Origin of the sequence: Enterococcus faecalis, from assembly GCF_029024925.1 — a bacterium.
GTDB classification, from domain to species: Bacteria; Bacillota; Bacilli; order Lactobacillales; family Enterococcaceae; genus Enterococcus; species Enterococcus faecalis.
Genome location: NZ_CP118962.1, coordinates 2191488 through 2206435, shown reverse-complemented (window position 1 = coordinate 2206435; position 14948 = coordinate 2191488). Strand labels below are relative to the sequence as shown.

General features: G+C 37.9%; 17 protein-coding genes. 16 read left to right on the top strand and 1 reads right to left on the bottom strand.

Features of this window, described 5'->3' with window-relative positions:
* The first annotated feature begins 4 nt into the window (after positions 1-4).
* The 14 genes from smpB (at position 5) to PYW42_RS10830 (ending at position 11072) form a co-directional block, all read left to right on the top strand.
* Positions 5-469 carry an SsrA-binding protein SmpB gene (gene smpB / locus PYW42_RS10895; RefSeq protein WP_002356550.1) on the top strand — a complete coding sequence of 155 codons (465 nt, stop codon included), beginning with the start codon at positions 5-7 and terminating at the stop codon, positions 467-469.
* A 302-nt stretch (positions 470-771) separates the two neighbouring features.
* The gene (gene atpB / locus PYW42_RS10890) at positions 772-1491 is read left to right on the top strand and encodes a F0F1 ATP synthase subunit A (RefSeq protein WP_002356551.1); all 720 of its coding nucleotides are present in this window, start codon (positions 772-774) and stop codon (positions 1489-1491) included.
* 48 nt (positions 1492-1539) lie between these two features.
* A complete protein-coding gene (atpE, locus tag PYW42_RS10885; RefSeq protein ID WP_002356552.1) occupies positions 1540-1761 on the top strand; it encodes an ATP synthase F0 subunit C in 222 nt (73 codons plus the stop codon).
* 137 nt (positions 1762-1898) lie between these two features.
* Positions 1899-2429, top strand: a complete 531-nt coding sequence (gene atpF / locus PYW42_RS10880; protein WP_002362573.1) for a F0F1 ATP synthase subunit B — start codon at positions 1899-1901, stop codon at positions 2427-2429.
* The gene (gene atpH, locus PYW42_RS10875; RefSeq protein ID WP_002356554.1) at positions 2416-2958 is read left to right on the top strand and encodes an ATP synthase F1 subunit delta; all 543 of its coding nucleotides are present in this window, start codon (positions 2416-2418) and stop codon (positions 2956-2958) included. The genes atpF and atpH overlap by 14 nt, the downstream gene beginning before the upstream one ends.
* 28 nt (positions 2959-2986) lie before the next feature.
* A complete protein-coding gene (gene atpA / locus PYW42_RS10870; RefSeq protein ID WP_002356555.1) occupies positions 2987-4543 on the top strand; it encodes a F0F1 ATP synthase subunit alpha in 1557 nt (518 codons plus the stop codon).
* A 15-nt stretch (positions 4544-4558) separates the two neighbouring features.
* Entirely contained in the window at positions 4559-5467 is a 909-nt protein-coding gene (locus PYW42_RS10865) for a F0F1 ATP synthase subunit gamma (protein ID WP_010816168.1), read from the top strand.
* Positions 5468-5540: 73 nt separating this feature from the next.
* A complete protein-coding gene (gene atpD / locus PYW42_RS10860; protein WP_002356558.1) occupies positions 5541-6947 on the top strand; it encodes a F0F1 ATP synthase subunit beta in 1407 nt (468 codons plus the stop codon).
* Positions 6948-6963: 16 nt separating this feature from the next.
* A complete protein-coding gene (locus PYW42_RS10855; RefSeq protein WP_002356559.1) occupies positions 6964-7383 on the top strand; it encodes a F0F1 ATP synthase subunit epsilon in 420 nt (139 codons plus the stop codon).
* Positions 7384-7571: 188 nt separating this feature from the next.
* Entirely contained in the window at positions 7572-7808 is a 237-nt protein-coding gene (locus PYW42_RS10850) for a DUF1146 family protein (RefSeq protein WP_002356560.1), read from the top strand.
* Between the two features lie 102 nt (positions 7809-7910).
* Positions 7911-9212, top strand: a complete 1302-nt coding sequence (murA, locus tag PYW42_RS10845; protein WP_002400933.1) for a UDP-N-acetylglucosamine 1-carboxyvinyltransferase — start codon at positions 7911-7913, stop codon at positions 9210-9212.
* Between the two features lie 13 nt (positions 9213-9225).
* Complete coding sequence (locus PYW42_RS10840) at positions 9226-9402, top strand: DNA-directed RNA polymerase subunit beta (RefSeq protein ID WP_002356564.1); 177 nt, start codon at positions 9226-9228, stop codon at positions 9400-9402.
* A gap of 127 nt (positions 9403-9529) precedes the next feature.
* The gene (locus PYW42_RS10835; RefSeq protein ID WP_002356567.1) at positions 9530-9898 is read left to right on the top strand and encodes a PTS glucitol/sorbitol transporter subunit IIA; all 369 of its coding nucleotides are present in this window, start codon (positions 9530-9532) and stop codon (positions 9896-9898) included.
* Positions 9899-9902: 4 nt separating this feature from the next.
* Positions 9903-11072 carry an AI-2E family transporter gene (locus tag PYW42_RS10830; protein WP_002381494.1) on the top strand — a complete coding sequence of 390 codons (1170 nt, stop codon included), beginning with the start codon at positions 9903-9905 and terminating at the stop codon, positions 11070-11072.
* Between the two features lie 61 nt (positions 11073-11133).
* Here the strand turns inward: PYW42_RS10830 and PYW42_RS10825 are convergent, their stop codons facing one another.
* Positions 11134-11760 carry an FMN-dependent NADH-azoreductase gene (locus PYW42_RS10825; RefSeq protein ID WP_002367152.1) on the bottom strand — a complete coding sequence of 209 codons (627 nt, stop codon included), beginning with the start codon at positions 11758-11760 and terminating at the stop codon, positions 11134-11136.
* A 300-nt stretch (positions 11761-12060) separates the two neighbouring features.
* Between PYW42_RS10825 and licT the strand changes: the two genes are divergently transcribed.
* Together licT and PYW42_RS10815 are read left to right on the top strand one after the other, a co-directional pair.
* Positions 12061-12903, top strand: coding sequence for a BglG family transcription antiterminator LicT (gene licT, locus PYW42_RS10820; protein WP_002359608.1), 843 nt, complete (start codon positions 12061-12063; stop codon positions 12901-12903).
* A gap of 162 nt (positions 12904-13065) precedes the next feature.
* The gene (locus PYW42_RS10815) at positions 13066-14946 is read left to right on the top strand and encodes a beta-glucoside-specific PTS transporter subunit IIABC (protein WP_010816167.1); all 1881 of its coding nucleotides are present in this window, start codon (positions 13066-13068) and stop codon (positions 14944-14946) included.
* The last annotated feature ends 2 nt before the right edge of the window (positions 14947-14948 follow it).

Below are 14948 nucleotides of genomic sequence, written 5' to 3'. Positions count from 1 at the left end.
GCTTATGCCAAAAGGGGAAGGAAAATTAATCGCACAAAACCGCAAAGCTAGACATGATTATTCAATTATCGATACGGTTGAAGCAGGTCTTGTTTTACAAGGAACAGAAATCAAATCTATTCGAAATGGTCGTATCAATTTAAAAGATGGTTTTGCACGAATTCGAAACGGAGAAGCCTTTTTGTATAATGTTCATATTAGTCCATATGAACAGGGCAATATTTTTAATCATGACCCATTACGTACCAGAAAATTATTATTACACAAAAAACAAATTAATAAGTTAATCGGCGAAACCAAAAATACAGGTATCACATTAGTACCTTTGAAGGTCTATATTAAAGACGGCTATGCCAAAGTTTTGATTGGTTTAGCTAAAGGGAAAAAGCAGTACGACAAGCGTGAAGACTTGAAACGTAAGGAAGTTGACCGACAAATCAGTCGAACATTAAAAAATAACCGACGTTAAAAATGTAAATTTATTCTTTTTCGCATATTTGCTTGCCTTTCTTCGGATTAGGTGTAAAATCTGGTAAGTGTTGAGTAAATGAATGTAAATGATTCATTTTTTAATCGCTTCGGAAAGCAGTACCACCCTGCATTAGATTGGTTTATGGAAAAGGTTTTCCAACCAATTTTCAACACATGAAATTTTAAAAGTAAACTATTTGTAAATTATCAACAAGTGGTGGTACGATAGCTTTGCCAGGGATTATCACTCAGGAGTAGGATGAAACTTCTGAAAGATTGTTGGAAAAGAGGTGAATTGATTTGGAAGAGAAGAAATTACTCTTCAATATCGGACCAATTTGGTTTGATGGAACCATTGTTTTGATGGTGCTGTTGACGTGTATCATTGTTTTCGCCTTTGTCTATGCTTGTACGAGAAATATGAAGCTACGACCTAAAGGCAAACAAACGGTCATCGAATGGTTAGTGGATTTTATTCGTGGAATCATTACAGACAATTTACCTCGTAAAGAAGTGAGCAATTTTCATTTAATGGCGTTTACCCTGTTCATGTTTGTACTTGTTTCAAACATCTTGGGTCTCGTTACAAAAATCGTTGTGGGCGACGATCTCAGCGTTTGGAAAAGTCCAACCGCCGATCCAATCGTAACCTTAACGTTAGCGATGATGATGATTGTCTTAACACACTTCTTTGGTATGAAACGCTTTGGTTTTAAAGGCTATCTAGTTAATAGTTATTTAAGACCCGTTGGTTTCTTACTACCGGTAAAATTAATGGAAGAATTCACGAATCTATTAACATTAGGCTTGCGTTTGTACGGAAACATTTTTGCCGGCGAAGTTCTATTGGGCTTAATTGCTGGAACCGTAGCAAGCGTCGGATTATGGGTTATCCCACTAGCAATTCCGCTAGAAATGATTTGGGTAGCATTCTCAATCTTTATTGGATGTATCCAAGCGTTTATCTTTGTGACACTTTCAATGGTTTATATGTCACACAAAATTGAAACAGAAGAATAATCAAGAAATACGAAGGACAAAAATTATCTTTTAGGAGGATTTTACACAATGGAAGGATTAAATTTTATCGCAGCAGCAATTGCAATTTTCGGTTCAGCTATCGGAGCCGCTATCGGTAACGGACAAGTTATTTCAAAAACAATCGAGTCAATGACTCGTCAACCAGAAATGTCTGGTCAATTAAGAACAACAATGTTTATCGGGGTCGCTTTAATCGAAGCTGTGCCAATTTTAGGTGTCGTTGTTTCTTTATTACTTTTATTCAGATAAGCAATAAAATGGAGGCAGGACGCTGATTATTATCGGGACCGTCACTGCTTTCTTCTATCTTTAGCCTTTTCAATAGCTAGTGATAAAGCAGTTGAAGAAGCTAAATCGATTTTTGCAAGAAAGGAAGTTGAGACTTCATGCTACTTACTATATTGGTAGTCGGTGAAACGGCTCCTAGTACCACACTAGGCACGATGATTGTTGTCAGTGGTGCATTTTTAATCTTGATGCTCTTATTAAAGAAATATGCATGGGGAGCAATCGTAGATATTTTGACACAACGTGAAGAAAAAATTGCCAACGATTTAGACTCTGCAGAACAATCTCGCGTAGCAGCAGCGAAAATGGAAAAAGAACGTCAACAACAATTACTTTCTTCCAGATCAGAAGCAGCTGAAATTATTAAAAACGCGAAAGAAAGTGGAGAACAGACTCGCCAAAAAACATTAAAAGAAACAACTGCGGAAGTTACTCGCTTACGCGAAAAAGCTCGGACAGATATTTCTCAAGAACGTGAAGAAGCATTGTCTTCAGTAAAAAATGAAGTGGCAGATCTTTCTCTTCAAATTGCAGCCAAAATTTTAAATAAAGAATTAACACCAGATGCACATGAAGCATTGATTGATTCTTATATTGAAAGTTTAGGTAAAGCAAATGAAACTAGATAAATATACAGTTGGTAAACGCTACGGCAAGGCTTTGTTTGAGTTGGCAGTTGAAAAGAACCAAGCTGAAGCAATTTATCAAGAATTATTGACGCTTCGCGAAGTCTATCACCAAGTACCTGGTATTGGCGATATTTTAAGTGATGATCGCTTAGAGCCTTATGAAAAAGACAGCATCATGGAAAAACTAGTAACAGGTTTTAGTGAAATGATGCAAAACTTTTTGCGAGTGGTTTACGAATATCGTCGCATGTACGATCTGCTCTTGATGATTGATGAATATGAACGACGTTATGATGAGCACCAAGGACTAATTTTGGGTTCAGTGACAACAGCCATTCCTTTATCAAAAGAACAACATCAAGCAATGGAAGAAAAAGCTGCCCAATTATTAGGGTATGAACAAGCGCATTTAGTCAATTTAATTGACCCGTCAATTGTCGGCGGAGTGGTTATTGAAGCAAACCATCAAGTAATCGATGGCAGCATCCGCAAACAATTAGAACATATGCAGCAGAAGTTATTAAAATAATCTTTAGGACTACAAAGAGGTGAATTGAATGGCTATCAAAGCAGAAGAAATCAGTGCCTTGATTAAAGAACAAATCGAAAACTATCAACAACAGCTTGCTGTTGAAGAAGTTGGAACAGTCACTTACGTCGGTGACGGAATTGCCCGCGCCCACGGTTTAGAAAATGCCATGAGTGGAGAACTTGTTGAATTTTCAAACGGTTCATACGGAATGGCACAAAACTTAGAAACAAATGATGTAGGGATTATTATCCTTGGCGATTTTGAAACCATTCGTGAAGGAGATAAAGTACAACGCACAGGCAAAATCATGGAAGTACCCGTTGGGGAAGCTTTGATTGGCCGTGTTGTTAATCCATTAGGTCAACCATTAGATGGTTTAGGCGAAATTAAAACAGACAAAACACGTCCTGTGGAAGCAACAGCTCCCGGTGTTATGCAACGTCAATCTGTTGCTGAACCAATGCAAACTGGCTTAAAAGCCATTGATGCCCTCGTACCAATTGGTCGTGGACAACGGGAATTAGTTATTGGAGACCGTAAAACAGGGAAAACATCGATTGCAATTGATACAATTATTAACCAAAAAGGACAAGATGTAATTTGTATTTATGTAGCGATTGGTCAAAAAGAATCTACTGTTCGTAACCAAGTAGAGACACTTCGTAAATTTGGTGCCTTAGATTATACAATCGTTGTGACTGCAGGGGCTTCACAACCAGCACCATTACTTTACATTGCACCGTATGCAGGAACTGCAATGGGTGAAGAATTCATGTATAACGGCAAACATGTCTTAATAATTTTTGATGACTTATCAAAACAAGCCGTGGCTTATCGTGAACTTTCTCTACTATTACGCCGTCCACCAGGTCGTGAAGCTTATCCAGGGGATGTCTTCTATTTACACTCACGTTTATTAGAACGTGCAGCTAAATTAAGTGATGAATTAGGTGGCGGTTCAATGACAGCCTTACCATTCGTTGAAACACAAGCAGGCGATATTTCTGCTTATATTCCAACAAACGTTATTTCAATCACTGATGGACAAATTTTCTTAGAAAGCGACTTGTTCTATGCAGGCACTCGTCCAGCCGTTGATGCTGGGTTATCTGTTTCTCGTGTCGGAGGATCAGCGCAAATCAAAGCAATGAAAAAAGTTGCCGGAACGCTTCGTTTAGACTTAGCTAGTTACCGTGAGTTAGAAGCCTTTACACAATTTGGTTCTGATTTAGATGCGGCAACACAAGCTAAATTAAACCGTGGTCGTCGTACGGTAGAAATTTTAAAACAAAAACTACATGCGCCACTGCCTGTAGAAAAACAAGTCTTAATTTTATATGCGTTAACACACGGCTTTTTAGATAGCGTGAGCGTAGATAAAATTTTACACTTTGAACAAGATTTATTCGATTATTTTGATGGCAAACATGCAGACTTATTGGAAACCATTCGTACTACGAAAGACTTACCAGATACTGATGCATTAGATGCAGCGATTACAGAGTTTTCTGAAATGTTTGCAGCGGCAAACAATAGCGGAGATTCAGCCAAAGAAGCTTTAGAAAAAATCGATAACGCATAAGAGAGGTGAGCGACATTGGGTGCTTCATTAAACGAAATCAAACAACGCATTGCATCAACAAAAAAGACAAGCCAAATTACCAAAGCGATGCAAATGGTTTCTGCAGCCAAATTGACCAAGTCAGAAGGCGCCTCTAAAAGCTTTCAAGAATATTCTTCAAAAATTCGTAGTGTCGTTACGCATTTAGTAGCTGCTCAGTTAAGTGAATTACGTGAAACAGAACAATCTTCTCTTAGTGAAGGGAACTATCATGTGATGTTAGCACAACGACCTGTCAAAAAAACAGGCTATATCGTTATCACTTCTGACAAAGGGTTAGTTGGTGGCTACAATAGCTCAATCTTAAAACAAACCATGAGTATGATTCAAGAAGACCATGATTCTAATAAAGAATATGCCTTAATCGCCATTGGTGGTACAGGGGCGGATTTCTTTAAAGCACGCGGAATCGATGTTTCCTATGAGCTAAGAGGCTTAACGGATCAACCAACGTTTGAAGAAGTCCGTAAGATTGTGACAACGGCAACGACTATGTACCAAAACGAAGTGTTTGATGAATTGTATGTTTGTTATAATCACCACGTTAACTCACTAACGAGTCAGTTTCGTGTGAAAAAAATGTTGCCAATTACTGATTTAGATCCATCAGAGGCGACCTCTTACGAACAAGAATATCTTTTAGAGCCTTCACCTGAAGCAATCTTGGATCAATTATTACCACAATATGCAGAAAGCTTAATTTATGGGGCGATCATTGATGCGAAAACAGCAGAACATGCTGCTGGGATGACCGCCATGAAAACAGCCACTGACAATGCGCAAAATATTATTAGCGATTTAACAATTTCTTATAACCGTGCTCGTCAAGGGGCGATTACCCAAGAAATTACAGAAATTGTTGCTGGTGCAGCTGCACTAGAATAATCTAGTCTTACGTTTGAACGTTTATAAAAACGTTCAAAGCGTGTGACTTTATGAAGACTGGAGGAAAGAAATTATGAGTTCAGGAAAGATTGTTCAAGTAATCGGTCCCGTTGTTGACGTGGAATTTTCATTAGATCAATCCTTACCCGATATTAACAACGCTTTAGTCGTTTATAAAAATGGCGAAGCAAAACAAAAAGTAGTACTTGAAGTCGCTTTAGAACTAGGTGATGGAGTGATTCGTTCTATCGCTATGGAATCGACAGATGGTTTACAACGTGGAATGGAAGTTATCGATACAGGAAAATCAATTTCAGTTCCTGTTGGTAAAGATACATTGGGTCGTGTGTTTAACGTTTTAGGAGACACAATTGACTTAGAAGCACCATTCCCTGCAGATGCTGAACGTAGTGGGATTCATAAAAAAGCGCCAGCATTTGATGAATTAAGTACCAGTAATGAAATTTTAGAAACAGGGATTAAAGTTATTGACTTATTAGCACCTTATCTAAAAGGTGGTAAAGTCGGACTTTTCGGTGGTGCCGGTGTTGGTAAAACCGTCTTAATTCAAGAATTAATTCATAATATTGCCCAAGAACATGGAGGGATTTCCGTCTTTACTGGTGTTGGTGAACGGACACGTGAAGGGAACGACCTGTACTATGAAATGAAAGATTCAGGCGTTATTGAAAAAACAGCCATGGTTTTTGGTCAAATGAACGAACCACCAGGTGCACGGATGCGTGTGGCCTTAACTGGGTTAACGATTGCTGAATATTTCCGTGATGTGGAAGGACAAGACGTGCTATTATTTATTGATAACATTTTCCGTTTCACCCAAGCCGGTTCAGAAGTTTCTGCCCTTTTAGGTCGGATGCCGTCAGCCGTTGGTTATCAACCAACCTTAGCGACTGAAATGGGACAATTACAAGAACGGATTACTTCAACGAAAAAAGGATCAATTACCTCTATTCAAGCAATCTATGTTCCAGCCGATGACTATACCGATCCAGCGCCAGCAACAGCGTTTGCCCATTTGGATGCAACAACTAACTTGGAACGTAAATTAACCGAACAAGGGATTTATCCAGCGGTAGATCCGTTAGCTTCATCTTCTAGTGCCTTGGCTCCTGAAATTGTTGGAGAAGAACACTACGAAGTGGCTACCGAAGTGCAACATATTTTACAACGTTACCGTGAATTACAAGATATCATCGCTATTTTAGGGATGGACGAATTATCAGATGACGAAAAAGTACTTGTTGGTCGCGCACGCCGTGTTCAATTCTTCTTATCTCAAAACTTTAACGTTGCTGAACAATTTACAGGTCAACCTGGTTCTTATGTACCAGTTGCGGAAACAGTTCGTGGCTTTAAAGAAATTCTTGAAGGTAAACATGACAATCTGCCAGAAGAAGCCTTCCGGAGTGTCGGTAAAATTGAAGATGCCATCGAAAAAGCGAAACAATTAAACTACTAGAAAGGCGGCAAACACAATGGATAGTCTTACTGTGAATGTAGTAACGCCTAATGGTCTAGTTTATGACCACCATGCAAAAATCGTTGTGGCGAAAACAACAGATGGTGAAATTGGTATTTTACCAAAACATGCGCCAATCATCGTTCCGCTAGCGATTGATGAAGTCCGCATCAAACGGACCGATTCAGATACACATGTTGACTGGGTAGCTGTAAATGGTGGTATCATGGAAGTCCGTGATAATGTCGTTTCTATTATTGCCGATAGTGCCGAACGTGAACGAGATATCGATGTACCTCGTGCTGAACGAGCAAAACAACGAGCAGAACGTTTAATTGAAGAAGCCAAAGCAAAAGACGACCGCGATCAACTACGTCGTGCGACTGTTGCTTTGCATCGTGCAATCAACCGGATCAACGTATCGAAACATGGGTAAAAAAGGCTGAAGGATTCAGTCACTTTTGTAGAGTTTAAGGCGCTTGCTATTGAGTCAGGTGCCTTAAACTCTATTTCTTCGTATTTTTTAATAAATAGTGTCAAATTTTGGCATTTCAAGTGGATTAATTATCGGTTTTTATTATTTTGTGATAAAATGTTCCTACGTTAGAAAAAAGGAGGCTCCTTATGCAATACTATGGAGTAGATGCTATTGTTCGAATCGTTAGTCATCTTATGTTCATTTACATAAGTTTTTGGGCGTTGCAATCATTGCGTATTGAGCAATTTTTCAAAACCCAATTTACACCGCAAATTAGAATGCTGATGGTATTTTTCGCCATCGCTATCGGATACACAGTTAGCTCGTTTGCTTTAGAATTGATTGCGCTTTGTCGAAATCTTTTCATTGTGTATTTTCCTTAAAAATTGAAAAATAAAAAAAGGTACAATTTTTAGTTGAATAATGGTATAATAGTAAAGATTTTGAATAGGAATACCTATTCTCATTTTTTTGGGGGGAACAAAATGGAACAAATTATTGTTCATGGTGGTAATACAAAATTAGAAGGAACTGTAAAAATTGAAGGCGCCAAAAACGCTGTTTTACCAATTTTAGCAGCTACTCTTTTAGCTGAAGAAGGCGTTACTACTTTAAAAAATGTACCAATTTTATCTGATGTATTTACAATGAATCAAGTAATTAAGCATTTGAATGTAGCCATTGATTTTGATGAAGACGCGAATGAAGTAACAATAGACGCAACACAACCTTTAGGGATCGAAGCAAACTATGAGTACGTTAGTAAAATGCGTGCTTCTATCGTTGTAATGGGACCTTTATTGGCTCGTAATGGTCATGCCAAAGTGGCAATGCCAGGTGGCTGTGCCATTGGCAAACGACCAATTGACTTACACTTAAAAGGCTTCCAAGCATTAGGTGCAAAAATCATCCAAAAAAATGGTTACATTGAAGCAATTGCGGATGAACTAATCGGTAACACTATTTACTTAGACTTCCCAAGTGTCGGCGCTACGCAAAATATTATGATGGCTGCTGTTCGTGCGAAAGGAACAACCATCATTGAAAACGTTGCTCGTGAACCTGAAATCGTTGACTTAGCAAACATTTTAAACAAAATGGGTGCCAATGTTATCGGTGCTGGGACAGAAACGATGCGTATCGAAGGCGTCGATAAATTACATGCCGTAGAGCATTCAATCGTTCAAGATCGAATTGAAGCAGGTACGTTCATGGTAGCTGCAGCAATGACTGAGGGCAATGTTTTAATTGAAGAAGCAATTTCTGAACATAATCGTCCGCTAATTTCTAAATTAACTGAAATGGGTGCAATCATTGAAGAAGAAGAAAACGGCATCCGTGTAATTGGACCAAAACATCTAAAACCAACAGATGTTAAGACAATGCCGCATCCTGGTTTCCCAACAGACATGCAAGCACAAATGACAGCGATCCAAATGTTTGCTGAAGGAACAAGCATCGTGACAGAAACAGTCTTTGAAAATCGTTACCAACACTTAGAGGAAATGCGTCGAATGAACGCTGACTTAAAAATTGACGGCAACATTGCGATTATTAATGGTGGCAACGAGTTACAAGGAGCAGCAGTGGAAGCCACTGATTTACGGGCAGCTGCCGCATTGATTTTAGTAGGGTTACGTGCAAATGGCATTACACGTGTCTCTAATTTGAAATATTTAGATCGTGGCTATTATGAGTTCCATAAAAAACTTCAAAAATTAGGCGCGAACGTTGAACGCGTCAATGATGAAAAAATTGAAGAAAAACAAGCAACGACAGTAATCTAAAGGAGTCAAACGTATGAGTTCATTTCGTTATATTTTAGTAACATTATTGAAAATTCTAGTGGTCATTTCGTTAGTCATTATCTTATTTGTTGTGGGAACAATGATTGGTTATGGTTTGATTGGAAATGGGAATCCAATGGATGTCTTTGATGAAAAAATTTGGACTCATATTATGAACTTCTTTAAATAAAAACTTATTTTAAGGCGGTGAACAAAAGTCAATTGACGATTGTTCACCGCCTTTTCTTTTTCCTGAATATCTATTTTATTCTATGCTATAATAATAGAAGTAAGATAATGAAGGAGTGGGATGGAAGATGCAAGCAACCGTAACAGAAATAGGCAAACATGCAATCGATGATTCAGAAAAAATGATTATTCTTTTTGGAGAAACTGCTACCGATACCTTGAAGCAACATGCAGTTATTCAATCATTCCCAGAAAAAGACCAAGTTACCTTGGCAGAAGGAGATCATCTGAAAATTGGCGATACAAACTATACAATTACAAAAGTGGGTTCTTTTGCCAATAGTAACTTGCAAAGTATCGCTCACAGCACTTTAATCTTTGCTGATGCACCAACCGATGAGGATGATGTTATCCGGAATGGTGTTTATTTAACGCCCCATCAGTTACCAAAGATAACTATTGGAACAACAATTGATTATTTAGTAAATGGAGCGTGAATCAATGGATAAAAAACAAACGACTGATAAACGCCTGTCTTGGTTTTGGCGTTGGTTTTTAAATAATCAAGTAGTAACAGCCTTACTGATTGTCTTATTGGTGCTGTTAATTATTCTAACTTTTACGAAAGTTTCTTATTTATTTAAGCCCGTCTGGCAGTTTTTCGGCGTTGTCGGCTTACCAGTAATTATGGCGGGGATTTTATATTATTTATTAAATCCGATTGTCGATTATTTAGAGAAAAAACAAATCTCACGTGTCTGGAGTATTATCGGCCTATTTATTTTAATTGTGGCACTACTCATTTGGGGTGGTATTGTAATCGTTCCTAAAATTCGTGAGCAATCTGTCAGCTTTGTAAATCATTTTCCTCAATATATTGATACAATTGATCAAAAATCGCAGGAAATATTAAGTGATCCACTTTTCGCGCAATTTAGAGAACAACTTGAAGCGGCAGGCGATAAAGTTGTCAGTTCGTTAGGTACCATCATTAAAAACGTCTCAACGTTCACAGTACAAGGAATTGGTAATTTCTTTGGGGCGGTGGCTACGATCTTTGTCGCCATCATTACGATGCCCTTTATTCTATTTTATTTACTGAAAGATGGCAAAAACTTAGCGCCATATTTAATGAAGTTTTTACCAGTGAAGATGCGTAAACCAACCTTAAAAGTTCTTGCAGAAGTCAATGATCAAGTCTCTTCTTATATTAGAGGACAGTTAACTGTCGCTTTCGCAGTGGCAATTATGTTTATGATTGGTTTTTCTGTCATTGGCTTAGATTATGCAGTCACTTTAGGTATTGCAGCAGGCTTTTTAAATTTAATCCCTTATTTAGGGTCATTTTTAGCCATGATTCCAGCAGTCTTTTTAGGAATTGTCAGTGGGCCAGCTTTGTTAATTAAAGTCTTGATTGTTTTTGCCATTGAGCAAACGGTCGAAGGTCGGTTTATTTCACCACTTGTCCTAGGCAGTCAGTTATCCATTCATCCAGTCACCATTTTGGTTGTTTTATTAACGTCTGGTAAACTATTTGGGATTGTCGGGGTAATTTTAGGAATTCCTGTTTATGCCGCAGCTAAGGTGATAATTACACACATTTTTGAGTGGTACCAAATTGTTTCTGGTTTGTATGATGAAGATAAGCCAGATCAACAAGAATCTACGTAACAAAAGAGACAAGCAGTGAATGAACTGCTTGTCTCTTTTTGATGTAAATCACTCGGAAAATTTAGAATGTTTTACCGTATTCAGTTGCTTTGGTCATAGCAGTATTTAAAAGTTCTTCCGCACGATCAGGGAAATGATCGATTCCTTCGATGAATAATCCGTCGACTTGATCAACACCAATAAAGTTTAGAATCGCTTTAATGTATTGAGAAGCAAAATCTTTTCCTTCGTAGAAGCCGCCATTTGATTGGATGTGTAAGGCTTTTTTGCCACTTGTTAGAGGTTTTGGTCCTTCTGCAGTATATTGGAATGTTTTTCCAGCAACGTTGATTGTATCTACCCAAGCTTTTAAGCGTGTTGGTACGTTTAAGTTCCACATTGGATTAGCAATTACTACTTTGTCTGCAGATAAAAATTGATCAGTTAATTCATTAAAACGAGCCACTTTTTGTTGTTGGTTTTCGCTTAATGTTTCAAATGCTGCACCAGCGCGAAGTGCACCCCAAGCAGATAATAATTCTTCATCGATTTCCGGCATGTTTGTTTCTGGTGCATAAACATCTAAAATTTCGATTTCGTCTGATGGATTTGTTTCGCGGTATGAAGCTAAAAATGTTTCTAACGCACGAACTGAGCGTGATTCTTCTTTTGTTAATGGATGTGCTTTAACAACTAATAATTTTGACATTGTGTAATCTCCTTAAAATAAATAGTTTAAAAATTCAACATCTCTATTTTACTAATAAAAAGTAAGAGAAAGCAAGTCTTTTTTTTACTTTTAGTAAACTTTTTTTAAAATGGATCAACTGAGTAAAAAATAAATAAAAATATTTTTTTGGAAAGGCTTGCATATTAAAAAAAAGCATGCTATTATTACTTTGTAAATAAGGATTGTTACTGCTTTGCAGGCAAAACCAGAGTCTTCCATTAACACAATCAGTGGAGGGATTCTGGGCTTTTTTTATAAAAAAGTGAGGTTGCATTCATCATGAGGATTGAAAAAGTTTTAAATAATAATGTCGTGCTTTCAAGAAATGAGCAAGGCGAAGAAATTGTTTATATGGGACGCGGCTTAGCCTTTCAAAAGAAGATTGGAGACACGATCAATCCAGATTATGTTGAAAAGGAATTCGTGTTAAAGGACTCCGCTATGGCAGGGCAATTCCAGCAGCTGTTTGAAGACGTCCCCACCAAAGAAGTAGAAGTCGTTAAACAAATCGTTGATTTAGCAGAAACAACGCTAGCGATTGAGCTTTCATCAAATATTTATTTAACTTTAACGGATCATATTCACTATGCGTTACTTCGAGCCAAAGAAGGAATTGATATTCCGAATCCTCTTGTATTCGAAACACGCAAATTTTATCCTAAAGAATTTGAAATCGCAAAGCAAGCATTAGCGATTATTGCTGAAAAGCTAGGGGTTCAATTTTCAGAAAATGAAGCGGGCTTCATTGCTTTTCATATTGTGAATGCTGAACAAGGAAATGGCAATATGGAAGTTACCATGGAAGCAACCAAGATGGTTCGTGATATTTTAACGATTATTAGTCGCTACTTTGGACAGGTGTTTGATGAAGATTCATTGAACTATCAACGAATTGTTACACATCTTCAATATTTTGCGCAACGTTATTTAAAACAAGAAGCGCATGATGAGGAGGACGAATTTCTTTTTGCATTGGTCCAAGGAAAGTATCCTAAGGCGTTTCAAGCGGTCCAACGTATTAATGAGTATTTATTAAAAAGCTATGATCGACCAATTGATCAAGCGGAAATGATTTATTTAACCATTCATATCCAAAGAGTGGTCAATGATAAAAAAGCATAACAACCAATAATCGCGGATTGTTACTGATAATGCAGGCAAAACCTAGATTGAAAAAACCGATAACGATTTTCGCAGACTGCGCAGCTGTGAAGAGAAGGATCTGGCTCTTTTTCAATGTAGGTTTTTTTGATATTAAAAATTAATGGAAATGAGGATCTAGAGATGAGTAAAAATCAAGAAATTGCAGTACGTGTGTTAAAAGCTGTTGGGGGCGAAGGCAACGTTAATAGTGTTGTTCACTGTGCTACACGCTTACGTTTTAAATTAAAAGATGAAAATAAAGCAGATACAGCTGCATTGAATGCTGACCCAGATGTTATTCAGGTAGTTCAAAGTGCAGGACAATATCAAGTGGTTATTGGCAGTCACGTTAGTGATGTCTATAAGGATTTGATGGCCAACAGTGGACTAGGTAATGATTCTGATAATAGAGAAAAAGAAAGTGGCGGAAATATCTTTAACCGTTTAATTGATATTATTTCTTCTATTTTTACACCGTTTTTAGGTGCAATGGCCGGCGCTGGGGTTCTAAAAGGCTTCTTAACATTGGCTGTAACTATGGGCTGGTTAGCTGACACTTCAGGCGTATATCTTGTTCTCTTTTCGATTGCAGATGGTTTATTTACTTTCTTACCAATTATGTTAGCGTTTACGGCTGCTAAAAAATTCAATACTAATCCCTTTTTAGCGGTTGCTTTGGCGATGGCCTTAGTTCATCCCAGCATTACTGCTTTAGCAGGCAAAACAATTAGCTTTGCTGGTCTTCCAGTGATTATTGGGCCAAGTGGCTATACTTCTTCGGTTTTACCAATTATTTTGGCTGTTTTTGCACAAAGTTATGTGGAACGTTTCTTCAAAAAAGTAATTCCGAGTTTTCTACAAATTATCTGCGTTCCGTTAGCTGTTTTCCTTATTATGGCACCTGTTACCTTCTTAGCTATTGGTCCTATCGGGACGGTCATCGGCGATTGGTTGGGACAAGGATACAACGCAATTTATGTTTTTAGTCCAATTATCGCAGGGTTATTAATGGGTTCGTTGTGGCAAGTCTTGGTAATGTTTGGTATGCATTGGGGCTTTGTACCAATTATGATGTTAAACTTAACACAAGGTGGCGATACGATGGTACCAATGTTATTACCAGCCGTTATTGCACAAGGCGGGGCTGCTTTAGCTGTCTTTTTCCTAACAAAAAATGTGAAACTAAAAGGTTTGGCTTTGTCTTCAAGCATTACAACTATTTTTGGAATTACTGAACCAACTGTATATGGCGTGACTTTACCATTGAAAAAACCATTTATTGCAGCTTGTATTGGTGGCGGTATCGGTGGTGCATTTGTGGCTATGAATCACGTGAAAAACTTTACGTTTGGCTTGGTTAGTATGTTGAGCTTACCTGGGTTTATTCCTGCAGAGACAAAAGATACTGCACCGATGATTACTGGTGCAATTGGTGCCGGTATTGCCTTTATCATTGCGTTTGTCTTAACGTTTGTCTTACGTTTTGAAGATCAACCTAATCCAGAAACAGCAACTGAAAAAACAGCAACTGATAAGATGGTGGCACCTGTAAAAACGAATCAAGAAGACAAAATTATTTTAGCAAGTCCACTTCAAGGTGAAATTTTACCGCTAGAAAAAGTACAAGACCCTGTTTTTGCTTCAGGTGCTTTAGGAAAAGGTGTTGCAATTGAGCCGACTGAAGGCAAACTATATGCACCCGCAGATGGTGAAATCACCACATTATTTCCGACAGGACATGCTGTTGGCTTGACGACAACAGAGGGCGTTGAATTATTAATGCATATTGGCATGGATACGGTCGAATTAGATGGTAAAGGCTTTGAATTATCAGTGAAACAAGGTGATTCTGTTAAAAAAGGAGATTTGCTGGTTACTTTTGATATTGCTGCCATTAAAGAAGCTGGTTATCCAGTAGTTACACCGATTGTGGTAACGAATACGAATGATTATTTAGATGTTTTGGATATGAACCAAACAGACGTGTTACATGGTGAAGACTTTTTAGCCATTATTAAATAAAA

Coding starts and splice junctions, on each gene's coding strand:
- smpB (WP_002356550.1), top strand. CDS start 5: ATGCCAAAAGGGGAAGGAAAATTAATCGCACAAAACCGCAAAGCTAGA.
- atpE (WP_002356552.1), top strand. CDS start 1,540: ATGGAAGGATTAAATTTTATCGCAGCAGCAATTGCAATTTTCGGTTCA.
- atpF (WP_002362573.1), top strand. CDS start 1,899: ATGCTACTTACTATATTGGTAGTCGGTGAAACGGCTCCTAGTACCACA.
- atpH (WP_002356554.1), top strand. CDS start 2,416: ATGAAACTAGATAAATATACAGTTGGTAAACGCTACGGCAAGGCTTTG.
- atpA (WP_002356555.1), top strand. CDS start 2,987: ATGGCTATCAAAGCAGAAGAAATCAGTGCCTTGATTAAAGAACAAATC.
- atpD (WP_002356558.1), top strand. CDS start 5,541: ATGAGTTCAGGAAAGATTGTTCAAGTAATCGGTCCCGTTGTTGACGTG.
- PYW42_RS10855 (WP_002356559.1), top strand. CDS start 6,964: ATGGATAGTCTTACTGTGAATGTAGTAACGCCTAATGGTCTAGTTTAT.
- PYW42_RS10850 (WP_002356560.1), top strand. CDS start 7,572: ATGCAATACTATGGAGTAGATGCTATTGTTCGAATCGTTAGTCATCTT.
- murA (WP_002400933.1), top strand. CDS start 7,911: ATGGAACAAATTATTGTTCATGGTGGTAATACAAAATTAGAAGGAACT.
- PYW42_RS10840 (WP_002356564.1), top strand. CDS start 9,226: ATGAGTTCATTTCGTTATATTTTAGTAACATTATTGAAAATTCTAGTG.
- PYW42_RS10835 (WP_002356567.1), top strand. CDS start 9,530: ATGCAAGCAACCGTAACAGAAATAGGCAAACATGCAATCGATGATTCA.
- PYW42_RS10830 (WP_002381494.1), top strand. CDS start 9,903: ATGGATAAAAAACAAACGACTGATAAACGCCTGTCTTGGTTTTGGCGT.
- PYW42_RS10825 (WP_002367152.1), bottom strand. CDS start 11,760: ATGTCAAAATTATTAGTTGTTAAAGCACATCCATTAACAAAAGAAGAA.
- licT (WP_002359608.1), top strand. CDS start 12,061: ATGAGGATTGAAAAAGTTTTAAATAATAATGTCGTGCTTTCAAGAAAT.
- PYW42_RS10815 (WP_010816167.1), top strand. CDS start 13,066: ATGAGTAAAAATCAAGAAATTGCAGTACGTGTGTTAAAAGCTGTTGGG.